The 25,927-nt window shown below is 53.8% G+C and carries 22 protein-coding genes; 20 read left to right on the forward strand and 2 right to left on the reverse strand.

Annotated elements, in window-relative coordinates:
- The first annotated feature begins 86 nt into the window (after positions 1-86).
- Positions 87-1,730 (forward strand): ribonuclease Y, encoded by a 1,644-nt coding sequence (rny, locus tag HMPREF3168_RS02605; protein WP_003614761.1) that lies wholly within the window; start codon positions 87-89, stop codon positions 1,728-1,730.
- A 103-nt stretch (positions 1,731-1,833) separates the two neighbouring features.
- Entirely contained in the window at positions 1,834-3,033 is a 1,200-nt protein-coding gene (locus tag HMPREF3168_RS02610) for a glycosyltransferase family 4 protein (RefSeq protein WP_003614759.1), read from the forward strand.
- Positions 3,034-3,085: 52 nt separating this feature from the next.
- On the opposite strand, the gene HMPREF3168_RS02615 is transcribed toward HMPREF3168_RS02610, so the two are convergent.
- Positions 3,086-3,739 carry a YigZ family protein gene (locus tag HMPREF3168_RS02615; protein ID WP_070488366.1) on the reverse strand — a complete coding sequence of 218 codons (654 nt, stop codon included), beginning with the start codon at positions 3,737-3,739 and terminating at the stop codon, positions 3,086-3,088.
- A 43-nt stretch (positions 3,740-3,782) separates the two neighbouring features.
- Between HMPREF3168_RS02615 and HMPREF3168_RS02620 the strand changes: the two genes are divergently transcribed.
- The 18 genes from HMPREF3168_RS02620 to whiA all read left to right on the forward strand — a co-directional run bounded on the left by HMPREF3168_RS02620 (position 3,783) and on the right by whiA (position 24,846).
- The gene (locus HMPREF3168_RS02620; protein WP_070488368.1) at positions 3,783-5,060 is read left to right on the forward strand and encodes a DEAD/DEAH box helicase; all 1,278 of its coding nucleotides are present in this window, start codon (positions 3,783-3,785) and stop codon (positions 5,058-5,060) included.
- Complete coding sequence (locus HMPREF3168_RS02625; protein WP_003614720.1) at positions 5,057-5,743, forward strand: ComF family protein; 687 nt, start codon at positions 5,057-5,059, stop codon at positions 5,741-5,743. Before HMPREF3168_RS02620 ends, HMPREF3168_RS02625 begins: the two co-directional genes overlap by 4 nt.
- Before the next feature lie 79 nt (positions 5,744-5,822).
- Positions 5,823-6,380: a ribosome hibernation-promoting factor, HPF/YfiA family gene (gene hpf / locus HMPREF3168_RS02630; RefSeq protein WP_003614803.1), complete on the forward strand. Its 558-nt coding sequence runs from the start codon at positions 5,823-5,825 to the stop codon at positions 6,378-6,380.
- A gap of 159 nt (positions 6,381-6,539) precedes the next feature.
- A complete protein-coding gene (gene secA, locus HMPREF3168_RS02635) occupies positions 6,540-8,942 on the forward strand; it encodes a preprotein translocase subunit SecA (RefSeq protein ID WP_003614769.1) in 2,403 nt (800 codons plus the stop codon).
- Positions 8,943-9,030: 88 nt separating this feature from the next.
- Positions 9,031-10,147, forward strand: a protein-coding gene (prfB, locus tag HMPREF3168_RS02640) for a peptide chain release factor 2 (protein ID WP_164976362.1) whose coding sequence is annotated in 2 segments (ribosomal slippage) — positions 9,031-9,102 and positions 9,104-10,147 — 1,116 coding nt in all. Because the reading frame shifts where the segments join, the coding sequence is not laid out codon by codon here.
- Between the two features lie 10 nt (positions 10,148-10,157).
- Positions 10,158-10,460 (forward strand): hypothetical protein, encoded by a 303-nt coding sequence (locus HMPREF3168_RS02645; RefSeq protein WP_003614791.1) that lies wholly within the window; start codon positions 10,158-10,160, stop codon positions 10,458-10,460.
- A complete protein-coding gene (gene hprK / locus HMPREF3168_RS02650) occupies positions 10,435-11,394 on the forward strand; it encodes an HPr(Ser) kinase/phosphatase (protein WP_003614749.1) in 960 nt (319 codons plus the stop codon). Before HMPREF3168_RS02645 ends, hprK begins: the two co-directional genes overlap by 26 nt.
- Positions 11,394-12,227, forward strand: coding sequence for a prolipoprotein diacylglyceryl transferase (gene lgt / locus HMPREF3168_RS02655; RefSeq protein WP_002879962.1), 834 nt, complete (start codon positions 11,394-11,396; stop codon positions 12,225-12,227). The genes hprK and lgt overlap by 1 nt, the downstream gene beginning before the upstream one ends.
- Positions 12,228-12,232: 5 nt before the next feature.
- Positions 12,233-13,249 carry an NAD(P)H-dependent glycerol-3-phosphate dehydrogenase gene (locus HMPREF3168_RS02660; protein WP_003614711.1) on the forward strand — a complete coding sequence of 339 codons (1,017 nt, stop codon included), beginning with the start codon at positions 12,233-12,235 and terminating at the stop codon, positions 13,247-13,249.
- A 71-nt stretch (positions 13,250-13,320) separates the two neighbouring features.
- Positions 13,321-14,253, forward strand: coding sequence for a thioredoxin-disulfide reductase (gene trxB, locus HMPREF3168_RS02665; RefSeq protein ID WP_002879964.1), 933 nt, complete (start codon positions 13,321-13,323; stop codon positions 14,251-14,253).
- A 121-nt stretch (positions 14,254-14,374) separates the two neighbouring features.
- Entirely contained in the window at positions 14,375-16,417 is a 2,043-nt protein-coding gene (gene uvrB / locus HMPREF3168_RS02670) for an excinuclease ABC subunit UvrB (protein ID WP_003614729.1), read from the forward strand.
- Positions 16,407-19,265: an excinuclease ABC subunit UvrA gene (gene uvrA / locus HMPREF3168_RS02675; protein ID WP_070488370.1), complete on the forward strand. Its 2,859-nt coding sequence runs from the start codon at positions 16,407-16,409 to the stop codon at positions 19,263-19,265. Before uvrB ends, uvrA begins: the two co-directional genes overlap by 11 nt.
- A gap of 96 nt (positions 19,266-19,361) precedes the next feature.
- Positions 19,362-19,904 (forward strand): HdeD family acid-resistance protein, encoded by a 543-nt coding sequence (locus HMPREF3168_RS02680; RefSeq protein ID WP_003614757.1) that lies wholly within the window; start codon positions 19,362-19,364, stop codon positions 19,902-19,904.
- Between the two features lie 122 nt (positions 19,905-20,026).
- Positions 20,027-20,830 (forward strand): M55 family metallopeptidase, encoded by an 804-nt coding sequence (locus tag HMPREF3168_RS02685; protein ID WP_003614752.1) that lies wholly within the window; start codon positions 20,027-20,029, stop codon positions 20,828-20,830.
- An 8-nt stretch (positions 20,831-20,838) separates the two neighbouring features.
- Complete coding sequence (locus HMPREF3168_RS02690; protein WP_003614800.1) at positions 20,839-21,897, forward strand: DmpA family aminopeptidase; 1,059 nt, start codon at positions 20,839-20,841, stop codon at positions 21,895-21,897.
- A gap of 101 nt (positions 21,898-21,998) precedes the next feature.
- Entirely contained in the window at positions 21,999-22,877 is an 879-nt protein-coding gene (rapZ, locus tag HMPREF3168_RS02695) for an RNase adapter RapZ (RefSeq protein WP_002879973.1), read from the forward strand.
- Between the two features lie 9 nt (positions 22,878-22,886).
- Entirely contained in the window at positions 22,887-23,906 is a 1,020-nt protein-coding gene (gene yvcK, locus HMPREF3168_RS02700; RefSeq protein ID WP_016396401.1) for a gluconeogenesis factor YvcK family protein, read from the forward strand.
- Between the two features lie 7 nt (positions 23,907-23,913).
- Positions 23,914-24,846, forward strand: coding sequence for a DNA-binding protein WhiA (gene whiA / locus HMPREF3168_RS02705; RefSeq protein ID WP_070488372.1), 933 nt, complete (start codon positions 23,914-23,916; stop codon positions 24,844-24,846).
- 67 nt (positions 24,847-24,913) lie between these two features.
- On the opposite strand, the gene HMPREF3168_RS02710 is transcribed toward whiA, so the two are convergent.
- A complete protein-coding gene (locus tag HMPREF3168_RS02710) occupies positions 24,914-25,498 on the reverse strand; it encodes an ATP-dependent Clp protease proteolytic subunit (RefSeq protein ID WP_002879977.1) in 585 nt (194 codons plus the stop codon).
- Positions 25,499-25,927: the final 429 nt, after the last annotated feature.

The raw sequence follows: 25,927 nt of genomic DNA on the forward strand, positions 1-25,927 counted from the left end.
ATGCAGCTAAGGAATTGACTTGACCAAAAATGTAACATATGATTAGTAATGTGCGAATAATTCTAAATACAAAGGCGACGTAACTCATGATGAATAATACTATATTTCTTCTCGCAACAGTCGCTGTAATTTTTCTTATTTCACTTGTCGTGGGATGCCTGATTGGTTATGCCATCCGGAAGAATGCCTGGGAAACCAAGGCGGAAAACGCCCGGCAGAGCGCGGAGGCAATTTTGGCCAAGGCGAAAGCCGAAGTCGAAGTAGCCAAGGCCGAGGTCCAGGCGCAGAAGCAGGCCGCTGAAGCCGTTAAGCGGGATGCTGAGACGGAGAAGAAGGCCAAGATCCTGGAAGCCCAGGAAGAAATCAGGGATTACCGGCAGAAGGTTGAAGACGAGCTGAACAGGCGCCGCGATGAAGCGGCCCGCAAGGAAAACCGTCTTCAGCAGAAAGAAGATACCCTGGATCACCGCAGCAGCCTGCTCGATGACCGGGAGAAACAACTCACACAAAGGAAAGACCAAATCAAACAGCAGGAAGAAAAAGCCGCTGGTTTGCTGGAAGAAGCGCACGGGCTGGTCGAGAAGCAGAAAGACAAGCTGCTGGAAATCTCCCGCTTAGACGAAGAAGAGGCCAAGAAGATTGTCCTGGCCCAGGTCTCCGACCACCTGACCAAGGAGAAGGCGGAGCTGATTCGGGCTAACGAGGAAGAAATCAGTGCCAGAGCCGACCGCTTTGCCCGCCAAATCATCGTGGATGCCATCCAGAGCAGCGCGGCGGATACGGTCGTGGAAACGACCGTGTCAGTCGTGGACCTGCCAAACGATGACATGAAGGGGCGGATCATCGGCCGCGAAGGCCGGAACATCCGCTCTTTTGAAGCCATGACTGGGGTGGACTTGATCATTGACGATACGCCAAAGACGGTCACCTTGAGCGGTTTTGACTCCATCAGACGGGAAGTTGCCAAGCGGGCCCTGCAGAAACTGATCAAGGACGGGCGGATTCATCCGGCCCGGATCGAAGAGATGGTTGACAAGGCGCGCAAGGAAGTCAACGACGATATTTACGAGGCTGGTGAAAGTGCCTTGATGGAACTGGGCATCCACCGGATGAACCCGGAACTGGTCAAGATCCTGGGCCGGCTGAAGTACCGAACTTCCTATGGCCAGAACGTGCTGGCGCACTCGATTGAAGTCGGGAAGCTGGCCGGGACTATGGCAGCTGAACTTGGTTTGGATGAAAAATTAGCGGTTCGCGCGGGATTATTACACGATATTGGCAAGGCAATCGACCATGATATCGAAGGCTCCCACGTAGAAATCGGTGTTGAATTGACCCGGAAATACCATGAACCGGACCTGGTGGTCAACGCGATCGCTGCCCACCACGGTGATGTGCCGAAGCTCTCCTTCATCGCTGACCTGGTCGTGGCGGCGGACACTATTTCCTCCGCCCGGCCTGGGGCAAGAAGCGAAAGCTTGGAGAACTACATCCGCCGTTTGACGGAACTGGAAGACATTGCTGGCAGCTATGACGGCGTCAAGCAGGCATATGCCATCCAGGCCGGCCGGGAAGTCCGCGTAATGGTTGAGCCAGGCAAGATCTCAGATGATGAGACCACGGTTTTGGCCCACGAAATCCGGGACAGGGTCGAGAAAGAACTCGATTACCCGGGCAATATCAAGATCACCGTAATACGGGAGAAACGTGCCGTGGCAGTTGCCAAATAAAGCAGAAAGTCCAGATTGAATTCTGGACTTTTTTGTTAGCATTTGGCAAATCGCCTTAAAGCCCGGTATAATTAACTCAACTAGACTCAGAAAGCGGAATTTCATGTTTAAGATTATCGTTGACCTTTTTTTACTGGTGATCATCCAAGTAGCGATCACGCCTTTCATCCGGCGCCTGGCCTTTGTCCTGGGGGCGGTGGACAATCCTAACGCCCGCCGGGTCAACAAGAAACCCATGCCGACTATCGGGGGGCTGGGGATTTTCGTGACTTACAATATCGGGACCTTCATCTTGCTCAGAGAGCAGTTTCCGACCCACGAGCTCTTTGCCCTTTTGCTGGCGTCCAGCGTGATCGTCTTGACCGGGATGATCGATGATATTTTAGAACTCAAGCCCGGGCAAAAAATGGGCGGGATCTTCATCGCGGCTATGATTATCTACTTTTTGGCCGAAATCCGGATGACCGAGCTGAATATTCCTTTTACCGGCCAGACCATCAATTTGCCCTGGTATCTCAGCCTGCCGATTACCATCTTCTGGATCCTGGCCTTGACCAACGCGGTCAACTTGATTGACGGCTTAGACGGCCTGGCGGCCGGTGTGTCCTGCATCTCGCTTTTGACCATGGGGATCGTCGGCTACTTCTTCTTGCGTAACCAGGGCCTGTACGTGCCGATCGCCTGCTTTATGCTGGCGGCCTGCCTCCTGGGCTTTTTGCCTTACAACTTCAACCCGGCCAAGATCTTTTTAGGGGACACCGGGGCCCTCTACCTGGGCTTCATGATCTCGGTTTTAGCCTTAAAGGGCTTGAAGAACGTGACCTTTATTTCTTTGCTGGTACCGGTGATCATCTTGGGCGTGCCGATCTCTGATACGGTCTATGCCATGATCCGCCGCAAGCTGAACAAGAAGCCGATTTCCCAGGCGGACAAGCACCACCTCCACCACCAGCTGATGAACTTGGGCCTAACCCAAAGGCAGACGGTACTGGTGATTTACGCCCTGTCCTTGATCTTCTCCTTCGTGTCCATGCTCTTCCTCTTGTCGCCGATCTGGGCCATGGCCCTCTTGCTGGTCGGCCTCTTGATCGCCGTTGAGCTCTTCGTGGAATCGATCGGCCTTTTAGGGGAAAAATACAAGCCCCTCAGCCACTTGATTAACCGCCTGGTTTTACATAGCACCCACACTAAGGAGCCGGACGTTGAAGTCTGGCTCCAGGGCGAGGCCAAGCCCCGGAAGTGGCAAGAGCGGTCCAAGGGGGGGCACAAGCCTGCTGAGAAAAATAGCGGTAAAAAACAATAAAGCTGAACAGACAAAAGAAAATGACCAAGCAGAAATGCTTGGTCATTTTTGGTTAGAATCTTTTTTCTCCGCTTTTAACGGGAATTTCGTTACAGCGCTGGTCCCCCTTGATCAGATCGGGTTCCCCGTTTAAGAGCTCGGTTAGATCGCTGATAAAGGGGTCAATCTGGTCCAGGTAGATGGAAATGGTGATGTTTACGCCATATTCAGTGCCGGCAACGAAGACCTCTTTTTCCTTAAGGAAGTGGTCGACCTTGTCATAGCGGTTGTAGGGGATGGTAAAAATCAATTCCTGCTGCTTAACCCGCTTGACGATGCCAATGGCTTCAGCTGCCTCGCTGACGCTGGAAGAGTATGCCCGGATGAGGCCGCCGGCCCCTAATTTGATTCCGCCGAAATACCGGGTCACGACGACGGCGACATTCTTCAGGCCCATTAATTGCAGGGTCTTTAATTCCGGCACCCCGGCCGTACCGGCTGGTTCGCCGTTGTCGCTGCTTTTGACCCGGTCGTCATTAATGCCCAAGGTGTAGGCATAGGTGTTGTGGGTGGCGTCATGGTACTTTTTGCTGGTCGCGGCAATAAAGTCCCGGGCCTCTTCCTCATCCTGGACCCGGGCAAGAGTCGCGATGAAGCGGCTCTTCTTGATGACCAGCTCATGCTGGCCGTTTTCTTTGATTGTTAAAAAATCTGCTTCTTTTGACAAAAAATCATCCCTTTTTGGTGTATTAGTTAGTGGAGGCAAAAAAATGACAGAAGAAAAAGAATCTCTGGCCGGCCGCCAATGGCTGGTTGACAAAGTGGATAATAGCATAAAAGAGGGGCAGACGGCAATTCCCGCCATCGAAAATGGCATCTGCCAGCGCTGCGGCAGCTCATGCTGGGCCCGCCTGCCGTCGGGCTTTTTGTATTGCCGTGCTTGCGTGGGCCTGGGCCGGCTGGATGAGGGCAAGCTTTTGGTCCGCCAGGCGGCTGGCAGTCATTACCCGGCCAGGGCGGGGATGACCTGGACAGGGCAGCTGCAAGAGCGGCAGGAGGGTGTGAGCCGCTTTTTATTGGAGAAATTTGCCGCTAAAGAGGACTGCCTGGTTGAGGCCGTGACCGGGGCGGGGAAGACGGAGATGATTTTTCCCTTATTGGCTGAGGCTTTCAGCCGCGGCTGCCGGGTAGCCATTGCCACGCCCAGAATCGACGTGGTCAATGAGCTTTACCCCCGCCTAGTAGCAGCCTTCGGGGAGGTGGAGATCGGCAAGTACCATGGCCGGGAGGAAAAGGAAGCGGCCAATGAGCAGCTGGTCATCTGTACGACCCACCAGCTGCTGAAGTACTACCAGGCCTTTGACCTTTTGATCATCGATGAGATCGACTCCTTCCCATATGCCGGCAATCCCCAGTTGCATTTTGCCGCGGGCAATGCTGTTAAAAAAACGGGTAGCCGGGTCTTTTTGACGGCCACCCCGCCTGAGGACCTGCTAAAAGCGGCCAGTCAGGGGAAACTGGCCATCGTCAGGCTCAACCGCCGCTTTCACGGCTATCCCTTGCCTGTGCCCCGGCTGGACCTGTACGTCAAGCCTTTTTTGACCAAGGGCCGCCTGCATCCGAAATTAGCCCGGCGGATCAAAATGGCGGCCAAAAGCGGCCACCCCCTCCTGGTCTTTTTGCCCAGAATTGCCCAGATGCCCCAGTATTTTGCCGCTGTCAAAAGGCTCCTGCCCGACTTGCGCCTGTCAACCGTCTATGCCCAGGACCCGGACCGGCTGGAGAAGGTGGAAAAATTCCGCAAAGGCGACCTGGACCTGCTTTTGACGACCACAATCTTGGAGCGGGGGGTGACCTTTAAGCATGTTTGGGTGATCATCGTGGCCGCTGATGATGAGATTTATTCCGCTGCCAGCCTGGTCCAGATTGCCGGCCGGGTGGGCAGAGACAAGCAGGATCCGGACGGGCTGGTGCTTTTTTGCTACCGGCGCTACAGCCGGCAGATCAGAAGCGCGGTCAAGCAGATCAAGGAGATGAACTGGGGATGAGTCTTTGCCTTTTTTGCGACCAGCCTTTTACCGGAGATTTGGACATGAGGCGCCTGCTTTTGCCGGGCAAAAGCAAGACTTCCTGCCTGTGTCCATCCTGCCGCCAGCAGTTTGCGCAGATCGGCCCCGCCTTTTGCCCCCAGTGCGGCCGCCAGCAGGATAGCGGGGAAATCTGCCAGGACTGCCAGAAGTGGCGGCGGATCTACCAGGGGAATTTTTTGCACAACCAGGCCGTCTACTGCTACAACCAGGCCTTTCATGACCTGATGGTCCGCTACAAGCGCTACGGGGACTACCTGCTCTGCCAAGTTTTGCAGGAATTGGCCGCCCCTGCTGTCCAAAAATTAGCGGCCGACTACTACGTCCCGGTCCCGACTTCACCTGAGCACCGGGAAAAGCGGGGCTATGACACGGTCTGGGAAATTTTTACCCCCCTTTTGCCCTTAACGCCACTTTTAGCCAAGAAGGCTAGAGCTGGGGCCCAGGGGGAAAAGGACAAAAAAGCCAGGATGCAGGCCAAGCAAAATTTCTTTTTAAATCCTGAATTTAGGGGTACAATAACAGGCAAGATCATCCTTTTGGATGACATTTACACCACAGGCCGAACACTTTACCATGCGCGCGACGCGATTGAAACGGCTTTTCCTAAATGCCAGGTCGAAAGTTTTTCAATTAGTCGCTAAATATTTTCACAAAGCGCTTTCAAGTTTGGTATAATATGAGTGTAAAGAAACCGCGCAAGCGGGAAAGGAGATAATTATTATGTTAAAGTACAATGTTCGTGGCGAAAATATTGAAGTCACTGAAGCTTTGAGAGATTATGTTGAAAAGCGCTTGACCAAGTTGGAAAAGTACTTTGATCTGAGCCAGGACGTAATCGCTCATGTAAATCTGAAGGTATACCGTGACCACTCAGCTAAGGTTGAAGTAACCATTCCGCTTCCATACCTGGTTTTGAGAGCTGAAGAAACTACGGATGACATGTACCGCAGCATTGACTTTGTTTCCGAAAAGCTTGAACGCCAAATCAGAAAGTACAAGACCCGCGTCAACCGCAAGAGCCGTGAAAAGGGCGTTGAAGAATTCTTTATCCCTGAAGAAGCTCCGGTTGAAGAGGAGAAGGAAGAAAAGGCTCCAATGTTCAAGATTGTCCGCAACAAGCGGGTTAACTTGAAGCCAATGGACCCAGAAGAAGCCATCTTGCAAATGGACATGCTGGAACACGACTTCTTCGTCTTCCAAGACGCTGAAACCAACGGCACCAGCGTGGTTTACCGCCGCAACGACGGCAGCTACGGCTTGATTGAAACTAACGAATAGTTTCGCCGCTTATCCAACTGAATACTAAGGCTGCAAGCCAGGCAGGGCACGATAATTATTGTGCCCTGCTTATTTTTGTAGATTATTTTAATTTTTGGCATTTACATGTTAAAATTATTCTGTGATTTTAGACTAAATATCAGAATTAAGGACGATTAGATGGCAAACATTTTAAAGAAGTTATACAACGCTGATAAAAGAGAACTTAAGCGTTTTGAAAAAATTGCTGACCAAGTAGAGTCATACGCTGACCAAATGGCCGCTCTCTCTGACGAAGAATTGCAGGCCAAGACGCCGGAATTCCGGAGCCGGATTGAAAAGGGCGAAAGCTTAGACGACCTGCTGCCGGAAGCCTTTGCCGTATCCCGGGAAGCTTCCAAGCGGGTTCTGGGCCTGTACCCATTCCGCGTGCAGATCCTCGGCGGGATTGCCCTGCACCGGGGCAACATTGCCGAAATGATGACCGGGGAAGGTAAGACCTTGACGGCCACCATGCCGGTTTACCTCAACGCTTTGTCTGGCAAGGGCGTGCACGTTGTTACTGTCAACGAATACCTGTCCAGCCGTGACGAAACTGAAATGGGCCAGCTTTACCGCTGGCTGGGCCTGACGGTCGGCTTGAACCTTAGCACCATGTCCCCGGAAGAAAAGCGGGAAGCTTACGCCTGCGACGTAACTTACTCAACTAACTCTGAACTGGGCTTTGACTACCTCCGGGACAACATGGTTGTCTACAAGGAACAAATGGTGCAGCGGCCGCTTAACTACGCCATCATCGACGAAGTTGACTCCATCTTGATCGACGAAGCGCGGACGCCTTTGATCATTTCCGGTGAAGCTGAACAAGCCAACGCTGACTACGTCCGGGCTGACCGCTTTGTCAAGAAGCTGGTGGAAGACAAGAGCGACAATGACGCCGATGACGATGAAGACCACGGCGACTACAAGATCGACTGGCCAACCAAGACTATTTCCCTGACCAGAACCGGGATCCAGAAGGCCTGCGACCACTTTGGCCTCAAGAACCTTTACGACGTTGAAAACCAGAAGCTGGTCCACCACATCGACCAGGCTCTGCGGGCCAACTACATCATGCTCAAGGACATCGACTACGTTGTCCAAGACGGTGAAGTCTTGATCGTTGACTCCTTTACCGGCCGTGTTATGGAAGGCCGCCGCTACTCAGACGGCCTGCACCAGGCTATCGAAGCCAAGGAAGGGGTCAAGATCCAGGAAGAATCCCAGACCCAGGCCACAATTACTTACCAGAACTACTTCAGAATGTACCAGAAGCTGTCCGGGATGACCGGTACGGCCAAGACTGAAGAAGAAGAATTCCGTGAAATCTACAACATGGAAGTCATCACCATCCCGACCAACCGGCCAGTTATCAGACAGGACATGCCAGACCTGCTCTACCCGACCCTGGACTCCAAGTTCAAGGCCGTGGTTGACGAAATCAAGGAGCGGCACGCCAAGGGCCAGCCAATCCTGGTCGGCACGGTGGCCATTGAATCTTCTGAACGCTTGAGCCACATGCTGGACAAGGAACACATCCCGCATGCTGTCTTGAACGCCAAGAACCACGCCAAGGAAGCAGCCATCATCATGAATGCTGGCCAAAGAGGGGCAGTTACGATTGCCACCAACATGGCCGGGCGTGGGACTGACATCAAGCTGGGGCCTGGCGTCAAGGAACTGGGCGGTTTGGCCGTAATCGGGACTGAAAGACACGAATCCCGCCGTATCGACAACCAGCTGCGGGGCCGGTCCGGCCGGCAGGGTGACCCGGGTTACACCCGCTTCTACCTGTCCTTGGAAGACGACTTGCTGAAGCGCTTCGGGGGCGACCGGGTCAAGGACTTCCTTGACCGCCTGTCCGACAATGACGACGACAAGGTCATCGAAAGCCGCTTGATCACCCACCAGGTTGAATCAGCCCAAAAGCGGGTTGAAGGGAACAACTACGACACCCGGAAGCAGACCCTGCAATACGACGACGTTATGCGGATCCAGCGTGAAATCATCTACAAGGAACGGATGCAGGTTATCGATGAGCAGCAGTCCTTGAAGAGTGTCTTGATGCCGATGATTCACCGGACTATCGACCACCAAGTGGACATGTTCACCCAAGGCGACCGGTCGACTTGGCGCCTGGACTCCTTGCGCGACTTTATCGTTTCCAGCCTGGCCAGTGAAGAATACGTTGATTCAGAAATCGACTTCAAGACCTTCACGCCAGATGCCCTTAAGCAGCAGCTTTACCAGCTGGTTGAAGACAACTACCAGGAAAAGGAAGCTGCCCTGGCTGATCCGGAACAAATGCTGGAATTTGAAAAGGTGGTTATCCTCCGCGTGGTTGACGAACACTGGACCAACCACATTGACGCCATGGACCAATTGCGGCAGTCAATCGGCCTGCGGGGCTACGGCCAGCTGAACCCGCTGGTTGAATACCAGGACTCCGGCTACAACATGTTTGAAGAAATGATCAGCGACATCGAGTTTGACGTGACTCGCCTCTTCATGAAGGCTCAGATCAGAAACAACTTGAGTCGGTAATAAATCAGCAAAGAGGGGGCGGGAGCCTCCTCTTTTTGGTTATAATTGTAGTAAACAAAAAGAGTATTTTTAGCAAAGGAAAAAGACAATGGAAATCAGTGAAATTCAAAATGCTTTAGACGAGTTGCGGACCCGGCTTAACCACTTCAGGGGGTCTCTTTGACTTCGATAATATCAGCGAAAGCATTGAAATCAACGAAGCCAAGATGGCGGAACCGGGCTTTTGGGACAATCAGGAAAAGGCCCAGAAATTGATCAGTGAGACCAACCTGCTCAAGGAAAAGCGGGACTCCTTCCTGGCTCTGGAAAAAGACCTGACCGATGAAGAAACGGCCCTGGAATTGCTGCGCCTGGAAGCAGACGCGGACCTGCAAAAGGACACCGAAGACCAGCTGGCCAAGCTGCAGGAAGAGTTCCACCAGTATGAATTGAACCTGCTCTTGTCGGGCGAGTACGATGACCATAACGCCTTGATGGAAATCCACCCGGGGGCCGGCGGCACTGAAGCCATGGACTGGGGGAACATGCTGCTCCGGATGTACCAGCGCTATTGCGACTCCCGTGGCCTTAAGTTTGAAGTCAACAACTTTGAACCAGGTGATGAAGCCGGCTTAAAGAGCGTCAGCGTCCGGATTTCCGGCAAGAATGCCTACGGGCTGCTGAAGTCTGAACACGGCGTTCACCGCCTGGTCCGGATTTCGCCTTTTGACTCAGCCAAAAGACGGCACACTTCTTTTGCCTCGGTTGAAGTTATCCCCGAAGTCGATGACTCCATTGAAATCGACATTGACCCTAAGGACCTCAGAATTGACGTCTACCGGTCATCCGGGGCGGGCGGCCAGCACATTAACAAGACTTCCAGTGCCGTCCGGATTACCCACATCCCAACCGGGATCGTGACGACTTCCCAGGCCCAGCGGTCCCAGTTCCAGAACCGGGACACGGCCATGAATGAAATGCGGGCCAAGCTTTTCCACCTGGAAGAAGAGAAGAAGCGCAAGGAAAAGGCGGCCTTGAAGGGTGAGCAATTGGACATTGCCTGGGGCTCGCAGATCCGGTCTTACGTCTTCCACCCATACAGCATGGTCAAAGACCACCGGACCGGCTATGAAACCGCCGATGTGGGCGGGGTGATGGACGGGAAGCTGGATCCCTTCATCTACGCCTACCTGCAGTGGCGTTTGAGCCAGGAAAATCCAGAATAAGAGGAAAAATATGTCATTTACCACGATAATACTGCTGGTTTTGGCGGCGGTAGTCGCCCTGGCCCTGCTCTCGGTTTTCTTCAAGGCCTTGATTGCCTTGCTGCCGGTGGGCCTGGTCGTAATTTTGCTATTATGGCTCTACTACCGCTTTTACTGGCGGAAGAAATACAAGCTGCCCAGCCGGCCGGAGCCCGACAGGTTCAAGCCAGGCCAGGCAGATCCGGAGCGGCCGCGGAAACAGGCGCAAGATGTGACAGTGCGAGATGTTGATGATAGTGAGGTACATGATGACGAACACGGTAAAACTAACTGAGCTCATTAATGACAATTCCAACCTGCGGGTTCTGCAGGGACAGGAATGCGTGGCTGGCAAGAAGATTACGGTTTCCGACGTTTACCGGCCGGGACTGGAATTGAGCGGCTACTTTGACTTTTACCCGGCTGACCGGGTCCAGCTTCTGGGCAGAACGGAAATTTCCTACGCTGCCCGGCTGGACCACGACCTGCGCCGGAAAGTTTTTGAAAAAATCTGCCAGAAAGAAACTCCCTGCGTGCTGGTTTCCCGCAACCTGCCGGTGCCGGTTGAACTGAAGGAAGCGGCAGAAGCAGCCGGGACCCCGATCTTGATTTCCAATGACGCCACGACCTACTTGATGAGCATGATCACCCAGTACCTGGCCGTCAAGCTGGCGGAAAGAAGCAGCGTTCACGGGGTCCTGGTCGAAGTTTTCGGGATGGGGGTCCTCTTGACCGGGGAATCCGGGGTCGGCAAGTCCGAAACCGCCCTGGCCCTGGTGCAGCACGGTCACCGCTTGATCGCTGACGACCGGGTGGATGTCTACCAAAGAGACCACGAGACTGTGGTCGGGGAAGCTCCCCGTATTTTGAAGCACTTGATGGAAATCCGGGGGATCGGGATCATTGACGTCCTCAAGCTCTTCGGGATTGGGGCCATCAAGGATGAAACCGAGATCTCCCTGGTCATCAACTTGACCAACTGGAACTCCAAGGCCAACTATGACCGCCTGGGCTTCCAGGAAAACACCCGGATCATCTGCGGGATCGCGGTTCCCCAGGTCACTATTCCGGTCAAGGTCGGCCGGAACATGGAAAACATCGTGGAAGTGGCCGTCATGAACTTCAGAGCCAAGGCCATGGGCTTTGACGCGGCCAAGACTTTTGATGAAAACTTGACCAGCCTGATCGCGGAAAACAGTGAGGAAGAAAAAGGGGGTAAAGCAGACTAATGACTTTAGCACTGAATCCAATCGCCTTCAGTATCGGGGACATTCACGTCCGCTGGTACGGAATCATCATCGCCTGCGGGATCCTGCTGGCTACCTTCATGTCGATCAGAGAAGGGCAAAGACGGCAGATCATGAGCGATGACTTCATCGACTTGCTCTTGTGGGGCGTGCCGATCGGCTTTATCGGGGCCCGGATCTACTATGTCATTTTTGAATGGGGCTACTTCTCCCAGCACCCGGATGAAATTATCGCCATCTGGAACGGGGGGATTGCCATTTACGGGGGCTTGATCGCCGGGGCGATCGTCCTTTTGGTCTTCTGCTACCGGCGCTTCTTGTCGCCATTTCTAGTCCTGGACATCGTGGCGCCGGGCGTGATGGCGGCCCAGGTCCTGGGCCGGTGGGGCAATTTTATGAACCAGGAGGCCCACGGGGCCAAGTGCAGCCTGCAGTATCTGCAAAACCTCCACTTGCCCCAGTTCATCATCGACCAGATGTACATTAATGGCAGCTACTACAAGCCGACTTTTTTGTATGAATCTTTCTTTAACCTGATCGGTCTGATCATCATCCTCTCCCTGCGCCACAAGAAGCATCTTTTTAAGCAGGGGGAAGTCTTCATGCTTTACCTGGCCTGGTACTCCGTAGTCCGCTTTTTCGTGGAAGGGATGCGGACGGACAGCCTCTATATCTTTGGTGTCATCCGGGTTTCCCAGGCCCTCAGCCTCCTGCTTTTAATCGCTGTGGTTATTTTATTTGTCTACCGGCGTGTCAAAGTCAAGCCAAAGTGGTATCTTGAAGGAAGCGGTTTAAAATATCCATACGAGAGGTAGAAAAAATGACAAAAATTTCCGTTTTAGGCGCCGGTTCCTGGGGGTCAGTCCTGGCCTCCATGCTGGCTGACAACGGCCACGAGGTGGCCCTTTACGCCCACCGGCAAGTTATTGCTGATGAGATCAACCAAGATCACACTAACCTGCACTACATGAAGGACTGGACCTTGAACCCCAGCGTTTGGGCCAGCACCGACATGGGGCAGGTTCTGAAAGACTGTGACGTTATCCTGTTTGCCGTGCCGACCAGCGCGATCCGGTCAGTGGCTAAAGCGGTCCGGCAGGTCTTGGACGAAAATGGCCGCCAGCCTTACCTGGTTTCGGCCACCAAGGGGATTGAACCGGGGACTAAAAAGCTGGTTTTGCAGATTTTTAAAGACGAAATCTACCCAGACGGATTTGACAAGATGATCGTCCTGTCCGGTCCCAGCCACGCGGAAAATACCGCCCAAAAGGACCTGACGGCCATTACCCTGGCTTCAACTAGTCTGGACAACGCGGCCAAGATGCAGAAGATTTTTTCAAATGACTATGTCCGCTTCTACACCAGCAACGACCCAATCGGGGTCCAGGTCGGCGGGGCTGTTAAAAACGTCATCGCCATCGCGGCTGGGATCCTGGCGGGCCTGGGCTACGGGGACAATGCCAAGGCAGCCTTGATGACCCGGGGCCTGACGGAAATCACCCGCCTGGGCGTGGCCTTTGGCGGCCAGCCTTGGACCTTCAGTGGCCTGTCCGGGATCGGCGACTTGATCGTTACTTGTACCTCAGTCAACTCCCGGAACTGGCGCTGCGGCTACCAGCTGGGCCAGGGCAAGCCCCTGGACGAAGTCTTGGCCAACATGGGCCAGGTTGTTGAAGGGGCCACGACCGTCAAGGCCGTGTACGAAATCTGCGACAAGTATTCTTTGGACATGCCGATTTCAGCTTCCATCTACAAGGTCCTCTATGAGGGGGCCAAGATCGACGATGAGATCAAGCTGATGATGAGCCGGCAGATGGGACCGGAAATCAGAATTTAAAAGAGGCTTGCAATCTTTTGAAAATCCTGTATGATATTACTTATAAAAAGTAAGTGGCAAGGAGGCTGTTTATGACCAAAGAAGTTGACGTAGTAATCATTGGTGCCGGTCCAGCCGGCATGACGGCAGCAGTTTACGCGGCCCGGGCCAACCTGAAGACGGTCCTCTTAGACCGGGGGATTTACGGGGGGCAGATGAACAACACTGCCGACATCGACAATTACCCGGGCTTTGTGGAAGTTCAGGGGCCGGAACTGGGCGAAAAGATGTATCAGACCGTGCAAAACGCCGGGGCCAGCTATGAATATGGCGACGTCCAGGCCGTCAAGCTGGAAGGCGACTACAAGCGGGTGATTACGGACAGCGAGGAATACCTGGCTCCAGCCGTGATCATCGCGACTGGATCAGAGCACAAGCACTTGAACGTGCCGGGAGAGGAAACTTATTCCGGCCATGGTGTTTCTTACTGCGCCGTCTGCGATGCAGCTTTCTTCAGAGATGAAGACGTGACGGTGATCGGCGGGGGCGACTCGGCCATCCAGGAAGGGCTCTACCTGGCTCAGTCAGCCAAGTCAGTCACGGTCGTTCACAGAAGAGACCAGCTGCGGGCCAAGCCTGAACTGCAGGAGAAGGCCTTCAAGCACCCGAAGATCAAGTTTGTCTGGAACGCCCTGACTGAAGAAATCGTCGGCGAAGACGGCAAGGTCAGCGGGATCCGTTACAAGGACAAGGTCAGCGGGGAAGAAAAGGAATTTGCCACCAAGGGCGTCTTCATTTACGTTGGCGTTTTGCCAGTGACTAAGGCCCTGGATGGCCTGGACATCCTGGACGAAAACGGCTGGATTCCTACTGACGAATTGATGCGGACCCGGCAGGAAGGGATCTTCGCGGCCGGCGACGTGCGGCCAAAGGATTTGCGCCAGGTAACGACCGCCGTGGGCGAAGGCAGCGTGGCCGGGCAGGAAGCTTACAACTACCTGCAAGCCAAGGGCTTTTTGAAATAGATATTAAAAGCAGCGGACAAGTGGTCTGCTGCTTTTTTCTTTGAGCAAAATATTTCTAGAATCTATGTTCGGGTAGTAAAATAGATTACGACTGATTATTGCAAGTTTAAGGGGGAAAAAAGTGATTAAGCGGCAAGACAATAACAAATTTGAACTCGTCTCACCATATAAGCCGGCCGGTGACCAGCAGCAGGCCATCGACCAGCTGACGGCCGGTTTTCAAGCCGGCGATAAAGAGCAGATCCTCAAGGGGGCAACGGGGACGGGGAAGACCTATACCATGGCCAATGTAATTGCCAAAATGAACAAGCCGACCCTGGTCATTACCCACAACAAGACCCTGGTTGGCCAGCTCTACAATGAATTTAAGGAATTTTTCCCGAACAACGCCGTGGAATACTTCGTTTCCTACTATGACTACTACCAGCCGGAAGCCTATGTGCCCCAGTCAGACACTTACATTGAAAAAGACGCCTCGATCAACGACGAAATCGACCAGCTGCGGCACGCCGCCACCAGCGCCTTGATGTCCAGAAATGACGTCATCGTGGTGGCTTCCGTTTCCTGTATATACGGCTTGGGTGACCCAAGAGAATACGCGGCCAGCGTGTTAAACGTCTATACTGGCCAGGAATACGAAAGAAACACCCTGCTCAGAGACTTGGTCAACATCCAGTACGACAGAAACGACATCGACTTCCAGCGGGGCCGCTTCCGGGTCCGGGGCGACGTTGTGGAAGTTTTCCCGGCCGGCTATTCCGACCGGGCCTACCGGATTGAATTTTTTGGCGACGAAATCGACCGGATTGTTGAAGTTGACCCCTTGACCGGGGAAGTGCACGGGGTCAGAGACAGCATCTCCCTTTTCCCGGCAACCCACTTCATGACCAACGATGATCAACTGGCCGGGGCTATCGACCGGATCAAGGCTGAGATGGACGACCAGGTCAAGAAGTTTGAAAAAGAAGGCAAGCTGCTGGAGGCAGAAAGAATCAAGCAGCGGACCACCTACGACTTGGAAATGCTGAGAGAAGTCGGCTACACCAACGGGATTGAAAACTACTCCCGGCAGATGGAAAACCGCAAAGCCGGTGAGCCGCCATACACCCTTTTGGACTTCTTCCCCAAGGATTCCCTAATTTTAATCGACGAATCCCACGCCACCATGCCGGAAATCCGGGCCATGTACAACGGGGACAGAAACAGAAAGCAGACCTTGATTGACTATGGCTTCCGCCTGCCATCAGCCTTGGACAACCGGCCCCTAAAGCTGGAAGAATTTGAGCAGCATGTCAACCAGATCATGTATGTGTCAGCCACCCCGGGTGACTATGAATTAAACCAGACTAGCCGGATCGTGGAACAGGTCATCCGGCCGACCGGCCTTTTGGACCCGAAGATCGAGGTCCGGCCAATTGAAGGGCAGATCGATGACCTGGTTGCTGAAATCAACCTGCGGATTGAAAGAAAGGAACGGGTTTTTGTCACTACTTTGACCAAAAAAATGGCTGAAGACTTGACCGACTACTTGAAAGACCTGGGCATCAAGGTCCGCTACCTGCACTCGGACATTAAAACCCTGGAAAGAATGCAGATCATCCGCGACCTCCGCTTGGGCAAGTTTGATGTTTTGATCGGGATCAACCTGCTTAGGGAAGGGATCGACGTACCGGAAGTTTCCCTGGTGGCCATTCTGGACGCGGACAAGGAAGGCTTCCTGCGGGCCTACCGGCCGCTGATCCAGACCATGGGCCGGGCGGCCCGGAACGCCAACGGTGAAGTTATCATGTATGCTGACCGGATCACCGATTCCATGAAGCTGGCGATTGATGAAACGAACCGCCGCCGGGCCATCCAGATGAAGTACAATGAAGAGCATGGGATCGTGCCAAAGACCATCATCAAGCCGGTCCGGGACATGATCTCCGTGGTCAAGGCCGACAAGGAAGCCGAAAAGTCAGACTCCTTCGCCGACCTCAACTTCGACGAGCTGACGGCCAAGCAGAAGAAGCAGATGATCGCCAACTTGAAAGAGCAGATGCAAGACGCGGCCAAGCGCTTGGACTTTGAAAGCGCGGCTAACCTCCGCGACGCGATTATCGAATTGGAAGGCTCTGTAAGAAAACCGATTAAGAAGAAAGGCAAGGACTTCAATGGCAGATAGAAAGATTGTCATCCGCGGTGCCCGTGAGCACAATTTAAAAGACATCGACGTAACCATTCCTAAAGACCAGCTGGTCGTTATTACTGGCTTATCGGGTTCTGGCAAGAGCTCACTGGCTTTTGACACCCTGTACGCTGAAGGCCGGCGCCGCTACGTCGAATCTCTGTCCAGCTATGCCCGCCAGTTTTTAGGGCAAATGGACAAGGCCGACGTCGACTCAATCGACGGCCTTAACCCGGCCATTTCCATCGACCAGAAGACGACCTCCCACAATCCCCGCTCAACGGTCGGCACGGTTACTGAAATCAACGACTACCTCCGCCTGCTCTGGGCCAGGGTCGGCCACCCTTACTGCCCAAACGACGGCACCTTGATCCAGCGGCAGTCGGTTGACCAGATGGTGACCCGGATCCTGGATTTGCCGGAAAGAAGCAAGATCCAGCTTTTGTCCCCGGTCATCCGGGGCAAGCGGGGCGAGCACAAGGAGGTTTTCGCCCGAATCCGCCGGGCCGGCTATGTCCGGGTGATCGTTGACGGCGAGCTGCACGACGCCAGTGAGGAATTTGCTTTAGAGAAAAACAAGCGCCATGATATCGAAATCGTGGTTGACCGCCTGGTCATCAAAGACGGGATCCGGTCCCGCCTCTTTGACTCGGCTGAAGCAGCCCTGCGCCTGTCTGAGGGCTACATGGACGTTGACGTGATCGGGGGCGAGAAGCTCAGTTTTTCTGAATACTACGCCTGTCCTCTTTGCGGCTTTACAGTCGGGGAAATGGAGCCCCGACTTTTCTCCTTCAACGCGCCTTTCGGGGCCTGCCCGGCCTGCGATGGCCTGGGGATGAAGCTGGCGGTTGACCCGGACTTAGTGGTCCCGGACAAGGACAAGAGCTTGGCTGAAGGGGCCCTGGCTCCTTGGGCAGGGTCAAAGTACTACATGGGGATGCTGGAGCAGGCCTGCGCGGCTTTGAAGATCCCGATGGACAAGCCTTTTAAAAAGCTGACCAAGCGGCAAAGAGACATTATCTTAAATGGGTCAGACAAGGAAATCCACTTCCACCTGGAAGGGGACTTCGGGGTCAACGACACCAAGCAGCCCTTTGAAGGGGTGATCAACAATGTCGACCGCCGCTACGCCAAGCCAATGTCCAAGTTCATGCAGGAAGTCATGGGCAAGTACATAACTGAATTGCCTTGTGAGGTCTGCGGCGGCAAGCGGCTTAATGAGAAGGCCCTGGCCGTTAAGGTCAATGGCAAGAACCTGGCTGAAGCCAGTGACTTGTCAATCAAGGACGGCCTGGCCTTTTTCAAGGCAGTTGACTTAAGTGAGCAGGAAGCTGCTATCGCCAAGCCGATCCTAAAAGAAGTCTGCGACCGCTTGAATTTCCTGGTTAGCGTCGGCCTGGACTACCTGACCCTGTCCAGATCAGCCGGGACTTTATCCGGCGGGGAAGCCCAGCGGATCCGCCTGGCCACCCAGATCGGGTCCAACCTGTCCGGGGTTATGTATGTCTTGGATGAACCGTCTATCGGCCTGCACCAGCGGGACAACGACCGCTTGATCGCTTCTTTGAAGCGGATGCGGGACCTGGGCAACTCCTTGATTGTCGTTGAACACGACGATGAAACTATGCGGGCTGCTGACTACTTGATTGACATGGGGCCAGGGGCCGGCAGCCAGGGCGGGGAGGTTACGGCGGCCGGAACGCCGGAAGAAGTCATGGCCAATCCGAAGTCTTTGACTGGCCAGTACCTGCGGGGAGAAAAGTTCATCCCGGTACCATTGAAGCGGCGCAAGGGCAGCGGCAAGAAGCTGAAGCTGACCGGGGCGGCGGAAAACAACCTGAAGAATATCAGCGTCGAATTCCCTTTGAGTGAATTCGTGGTCGTGACCGGGGTTTCCGGGTCCGGCAAGTCCACCCTGGTCAACCAGATTTTAAAGCGGGTCCTGGCCCAGAAGCTCAACCACAATTCCGCCAAGCCGGGCAAGTATGACAAGCTGACCGGCTGGAAGAATATTGAAAAAGTGATCGACATCGACCAAAGCCCGATCGGCCGGACCCCGCGGAGCAACCCGGCGACCTACACCAGCGTCTTTGACGATATCCGGACCCTTTTTGCCCAGACCAATGAAGCCAAGATGCGGGGCTACACCAAGGCCCGCTTCTCCTTCAACGTCAAGGGCGGGCGCTGCGAAACCTGCCACGGGGATGGGATCCTCAAGATCGAAATGAACTTCCTGCCGGACGTCTACGTTCCTTGTGAAGTCTGCCATGGCCAGCGCTATAATTCTGAAACTTTGGAAGTGACTTACCGGGAAAAGAATATCGCCCAGGTCCTGGACATGACGATCAGTGAAGCTTGTGACTTCTTCGTTAATATTCCCAAGATCCACCGCAAGCTGCAGACCATCGTCGACGTTGGTCTGGGCTATGTCAAACTGGGCCAGCCAGCCACCACTTTGTCCGGCGGGGAAGCCCAGCGGATGAAACTGGCCAGCGAACTGCAGAAGTTATCGACTGGGAAAAACTTCTACATCCTGGATGAACCAACTACTGGCCTGCACACCGACGACATCAAGCGCCTTTTGGAAGTCCTCCAGCGCCTGGTGGACCAGGGCAACACGGTTTTGGTGATCGAACACAACTTGGACGTGATCAAGACGGCTGACTGGCTGATCGACCTGGGCCCTAACGGGGGCGAGCGGGGCGGCCAGGTGGTCTGCACGGGGACGCCGGAAGAGGTGGCAGACTGCCCAGAGTCCTGGACTGGCAAGTATCTCAAGCCAGTTTTGGGCCGGGACAAAGCTTTGACTGAAAGCAGTCTTGCAAATAAAGAAAAAGAATCTTAATCACGCCCTAAACCTTTTTTAGCAAAGTATTGTAAAATGAAAGCTGAAGCCAAATAATTGTCAGAATTTTTACTTCAGTGTGAAGGGGTGATTTTTATGTTTGATTCTGTCTACAACGAAAAACGCGGCTTTGACTGGGGCGTCTTCATCGCTGGGGTCATCTCCGTCGTTTTAAGCATTTTTCTCTTTGCCAACCCTGGCAAGGGCTTGCGGGGCCTGGTCATCGTTCTGGCCGTCTTGTTGATCATGCAGGGGAGCGCTTGGATTTCCATGTATGCCGGCTTTCACGGTATCTTTGGCCCGTCTTGGACGACCCTTTTATCGGGGATCTTTGACATTTTGATCGGGATCTTCTTCCTGTGGGATAACAAGGTCGGGGCATACACGATCGCGATCTTGGTGGCTATCTGGTTCATCGTCGACTCGGTGATCGGGATCGTCTTTGCCTGGCACCTGCGTTTCTTTGAGACCGGCTGGTATTTCTTCTTCAACCTGCTCTTGAACATCCTGGGCCTGGTCGTCGGGGTTATGCTTCTGCTCAGACCGATTATCGCGGTGATGAGCACGGTCTACTTGATCGCGATCTACCTGATGATCTTCGGGATAAATGAGATTGCTTTGGCCTTTATGCACCGTTAAGCATTTTAAACTGCCGATACTTAACAGATTGTTTAAGTGTTGGCAGTTTTTTTTGATGGTAAAATGAAAGTAAGCAGTAAAAAAGTGTAAGGAAAAAACAAAAAGCAGGGAGGCAATGGAAAATGGAGAAAAAGATTTATATTTCCTGCGACATGGAGGGCTGCGCCGGCGTTACCAGCTGGGAGCAAACCCATTATGGCCACAAGGGCTATGACCTGGCTTTAAAAGAGATGACCCGAGAAACCGTGGCCGCGGTCAAGGCCTGCCAGCAGGCCGGCTACCAGGTGACCGTCAAAGACGGGCATGAGGACGGGATCAACCTGGATCCGGCCCTGTTGCCGGCGGGCACGGAACTGATCCAGGGCTGGGACTCTTCACCAGAAGAAATGATGGCGGGAATTTCAACCGACTATGCCGGGGCAATCCATATCGGCAGCCACTCTCCGGCCGGCTCCAGCGAAACGCCCTTGGACCATACAGTGGAACATGGCTGGTATTCCTGGGTCAAGCTGAACGGGGAATTGGCCTCGGAATTTACCTTCAACAGCCTCTGCGCGGCCCAGTACGGGGTACCCTCACTTTTCCTGGCCGGGGATGCCGGAATTTGCCGGCGGGCTGAGGACTTTTGCCCGGGCATCGTGACCTGTGCCACTAAAAAAGGGGTGGGCAGCGCGACTGTCAATAAGAGCCCCCAGGAAGTCGCAGCGGGCATCGCGACCGGGATCAAGGAAGCCTTGGCGGGGCCCGGTGGTCTGCCGCTTTTAGCTGACGAATACCTGCTGGAATTCTGCTTTTCTTCAGCAGGCCGGGCCAGAGCCGCTTCTTTTTACCCGGGAGCTGAGCGAGCAGGCGAGCGGATCGTTTCCTACCGGGCCAAGAGCATTATGGAACTCTTGACGGCGAAAATGTTCATGACGGAAATCTGAGGTGGAAGATGGGCTTAAAAGGAGAACTGTTTTTGCCCCGGGCTTATCAAACCGGAGAGAAAAACGACATAACCGATGTTCCGGGGATCAAGGTGGGCCAGGTGACCCTGCGAAAGGGCGGGGTTAATACCGGCGTCACGGCAATCTTGCCCGGGAGTGATATTTTTAAGCAAAAAATGCTGGCCAGCGGCCAGGTCATCAATGGCTTCGGCAAAACTACCGGCCTGGTTCAGATCAATGAGCTGGGTACTTTGGAGACTCCGATTCTCATGACCAACACCCTGGCCGTGGGGACCTGCTGGACGGCCTTGACCCGCTACATGCTGGACCGGAACCCGGATATCGGCCTCACAACCGGGACGGTTAACCCGGTCGTAATGGAGTGTAACGACGGTGATTTGAATGATATTAGGTCCCTGCCGGTTAAAGAGAGCGATGCTCTGACGGCTTTAGCTTTAGCTGAGGGTAATCCGCCCCTGCTGGAAGGTAATGTCGGTGCCGGAACCGGTATGCGCTGTTTAGGCTTTAAGGGCGGCATCGGGTCAGCTTCACGGCTTTTGGAACTGGGCGGGAAAAAATATCACGTAGCCAGCCTGGTCTGCGCCAATTTCGGGGCTTTTGGCAAGTTGCGGGCTGGCAGCCGCCTTTTGGGCCAGGAACTAAAAGATGCCGTTTTGGCCCGGGCGAAAGCAGAAAATAACCAGCTTTATGCCCGCTATCAAAAAGACCAGGGGTCAATCGTGATGGTGATCGCCACCGACCTGCCTCTCTCCAGCCGGCAACTAGGCCGCCTGGCCCGCCGGAGCGCGGTTGGCTTAGCCAGAACCGGGTCGTATATCGGCGATGGTTCTGGCGACATTGCCCTGGCTTTTTCCACGGCGCAAAGGGTCAGCCATTTCGCTAAAGAAGCGGAAAGCTTTAGCTTTTTGCCGGACAGCCATCTGGACCCGGTCTTTGAAGCCGGGGCGGAGACAATCGAAGAAGCGGTCTTGAGTGCCTTGGTCCACGCTGAGACCTTGACTGGTTTTCAAGGGAGAAGGGTCTACGGCTTAGGGGATTTTTTATAAAAATAGTGGAGAATAGGAATGCAGCTAGGGCAAAATAATTGCCAAGACGCGGCACGCCCGGTATGATAGAGTTTAACGTTTTATGGGAGCAATACGGAATCATGCATGAAAAACACAAGAAACAGCTGTTGATTTTGACGGGGATGAGCGGGGCCGGCAAGACGGTCGCCGCCCACTCATTAGAAGATGTCGGCTACTTCGTGGTTGACAACCTGCCCCCGGAATTGCTGGGCAATTTCTGGGACTTGATGAACACCTCGGAAGACTTTGAAAAAGTTGCCGTGGTGATCGACCTCAGGGTCAAGTCCTTCTACAAGGACCTAATCGACGAAATCAACTCCCTGGAAGACAGCGGCCAGACCCAGGCCACGATTGTCTTTTTGGAAGCTTCTGACGACACCTTGGTGGCCCGCTACAAGGAAACCCGCCGCCTGCCGCCTTTAGCGGAAAACGGCCGCCTTTTAGACGGGATCCGGGATGAACGCCGCATTTTGACTCCGGTCAGAAACCGGTCCAACTACATTTTGGATACCTCCAAGATGACGACGAAGGAACTGAAGCAGAAGCTGCAGAGCAAATTCGGGGAACTCCACAAGCCAAAATTCGGGATTGAGGTTATGTCCTTCGGCTTCAAATATGGAATGCCAATTGACGCTGACATCGTCATGGATGTCCGCTTTTTGCCTAATCCCTTCTACATTCCGGAACTGCGTCCCTTCACGGGGCTGGACAAGCGGGTCTTCAACTATGTCATGGACAAGGATGAAACCAAGGTCTTTTATGGCAAGCTGCTGGACCTCTTGTTGACAGCAATTCCCGGCTACATTGACGAAGGCAAGGAAAAACTGACGATCGCCATCGGCTGCACGGGCGGTCAGCACCGCAGCGTTTCGATCGCCCAGCAGCTGGCGCGCGACTTGTCTGAAAAATATCCGGTTGACATTACCCACCGGGAAATCAGCCGTTATCTCAGAAAGTAGGAATTCAGCATGTCTTTTGGCGAAAACAAGATCATCCGCATCATCAAGCGCCGCCGGCCCCGGGTGGTCGTCATCGGCGGGGGGACCGGCCTGCCAGTCATTTTGCAGGCCTTGAAAAAGCAGGACGCGGAGATCACGGCGATCGTGACCGTCTCTGACGACGGCGGGTCATCCGGGATCATCCGCAACTACATCAACGTCGTTCCCCCGGGCGACATCCGCAATGTCCTGGTTTCCTTGAGCGACCTCTCGCAAGAAAAAAAGCAGATCTTCCAGTACCGCTTTGAATCAAAGGACTCCTTTTTCTCCGGCCACGCCATCGGCAACTTGATCATCGCGGCCTTAAGCGAGATGCAGGGGAATATTTTTGACGCTGTCCAGAACTTATCAGCCATGATGGAGGTTGATGGTCACATTTATCCTTCTGCTAACGAACCTTTGACCTTGAACGCGGAATTCATGGACGGCAGCCAGAGCAGCGGGGAAGTGGAAATTACCAGCCAGCACAAGCAGATCAAGCGGGTCTGGGTAACAGCTGATGACGGTGAGCCGGCAGCTCCCAGTCCGGTGATCGAGGCCATTATGCAGGCCGATGCTATTGTCCTGGGGCCAGGGTCCTTGTTTACCTCGATTCTGCCGAACCTGATGATCCCGAATGTTGGCCAGGCAGTCCGGGAGACTAAGGCTGAAGTGGTTTACGTCTGCAACATCATGACCCAGGCCGGGGAAACGGTGGGCTTAAGCGATGCCGACCACGTCCGGGTCATCAACCAGCACCTGGGCGGCAATTATATCGACACTGCCCTGGTCAATGGGGCCCGGATCGACATGACCAAGTTCCATCCGGAAGACTATGATGAGTATTTAAAGCCGGTCGCCAACGACTTTGCCGGCCTGCAGGAACAGAACTGCCGGGTGATTACGGATGACTTTATCGACCAGCGAAGCGGCCTGGTCTTCCATGACGGCGACAAGGTGGCCAGGGAAATCATTGACCTGGCCCTGCAGGAAATGTTTAAGAGAAAGTAGGAAGTTAATGGCGAGTTATGCCAGTGAGGTAAAAAAAGAACTGACTTCAATCGAGGTCCATCCCGAGCATGCCAAGGCGGAACTGGCGGCCTTTTTGCGGATGAATGCGGTTTTGAGCCGGCATGGCGGGCAGATGAGCCTGGACATCGTGACGGAAAACCCGGCCATTGCCCGGCGGATTTTTTCCCTGATCAAGACGGCCTACGGCTTTGAGCCCCAGCTGATCGTGACCCGGAAGATGAAGCTGAAGAAGAACCACCAGTATCTGGTCAGAGTGGCCCAGATGGTCAGCGAGATTATGGCGGATTTAGAGATCTATTCCCCGAAAAAAGGCTTCATCACCGGGGTGCCGGACAAGATCAAGTATTCAGAGCAGCGGTCAATGTCCTACCTGCGGGGGGCCTTTTTGGCCAGCGGCAGCGTCAACAATCCGGAAACCAGCCGCTACCACCTGGAAATCTATTGCACCTATGCCAACCACAGCCAGGATCTGCAGAAGATCATGAACAAGTACTTTGACCTCAATGCCAAGGTGACGGCCCGCAGAAGCGGCAGCATCGTCTACTTGAAAGAAGCGGAAAAAATCGGCGACTTCCTTCATGTGGTCGGGGCGGTCAATGCCATGCTGGCCTTTGAGGACCTGCGGATCATGCGGGACATGCGCAATTCCGTCAACCGCCTGGTCAACTGCGACACGGCCAACCTCCGCAAGACGGCCGGCGCGGCAGCCAAGCAGGTGGAAGACATTGAATTGATTGACCAAAAGCAGGGCCTGGAGTCTTTGCCGGAAAAGCTGGCCAGCCTGGCCCGCTTCCGCCTGCAGCACCCGGAACTTTCCCTCAAGGAACTGGCTGAGCAGGTTCCCGACGGGCCGATTTCCAAGTCCGGGGTTAACCACCGCTTGAAGAAATTGCATGAGATCGCGGAAAACCTCCGCTAATAATAAGACAACAAAAAATCCAGACGGCTATTTCAGTCGTCTGGATTTTCTTTTCCCGATAAGCGGATTACTTGTTTTGGTTGACCATGATGTCGTCAATCAAGCCGTAGTCCTTGGCTTCCTGAGCGGTCATGTAGTGGTCGCGTTCAGTGTCGCGCTTGATGGTTTCGATGTCCTGGCCGGAGTCCTTGGCCAAGATTTCATTGATCATCTTTCTGGTCTTCAAGATTTCTTCAGCGGCAATTTGGATTTCCGTGGCTTGCCCTTGCGCCCCGCCCAAAGGCTGGTGGATGAGGACAGTAGCGTGCGGCAGGGCAAAACGCTTGCCCTTTTCGCCTTCAGCCAAAATGATTGAGGCCATGGAAGCTGCCATACCGGTGGCAATGGTGGAAACTGGTGACTTGATGAAGTTCATGGTGTCCACGATAGCCATGCCGGAAGTGATCACACCGCCTGGTGAGTTGATGTACATGTAAATGTCTTTAGTATTGTCTTGCGCGTCAAGGAAAAGCAGCTGGGCAATGATGGAGTTGGCCATTTGGTCGTTAACTTCACCGCTCAGCATGATGATCCGGTCCTTCAGCAAGCGGGAGTAAATGTCATAAGCGCGTTCGCCGCGGGCCGTTTGTTCAATAACTGTAGGTACTAACATAATTTTCCTCCTAGTGATTGGATTAGCACTCATTTGGATATAGTGCTAATTAAAACACTCCTGGCCGGGTCTGTCAAACTTGGCGCACTCTTTTTCAAAAAATAAACTGGTGCTATAATGTCCTTGTGTGAAAAGGCTTTTTTAGCTGGAAAGAATCTAATTTATATAGAAAGTGAAAAAGAAATGGATAAGAAACTGCTCTGCTTGCTCCTGCTGGCGGCGGCCTTTATTGGCCAGGCCTAAACGGCCCAGGCGGCCACGGTCAGCAAGATGCCTGGCACGAAAAACATGGGGATCTATGCCAAAGTAACCAAGAAGGGCGCCAGCAAGAAAGTGACGACCACTAAGTACTTTAAGTACAGCAAGATCCAGTCAACGGCCAGCAAGAAGACCAAGAAGGGCTATGAGCTGATTGAGACGGTCTGTGAG

The organism is Lactobacillus sp. HMSC08B12 (assembly GCF_001808415.1).
GTDB lineage: Bacteria > Bacillota > Bacilli > Lactobacillales > Lactobacillaceae > Lactobacillus > Lactobacillus delbrueckii.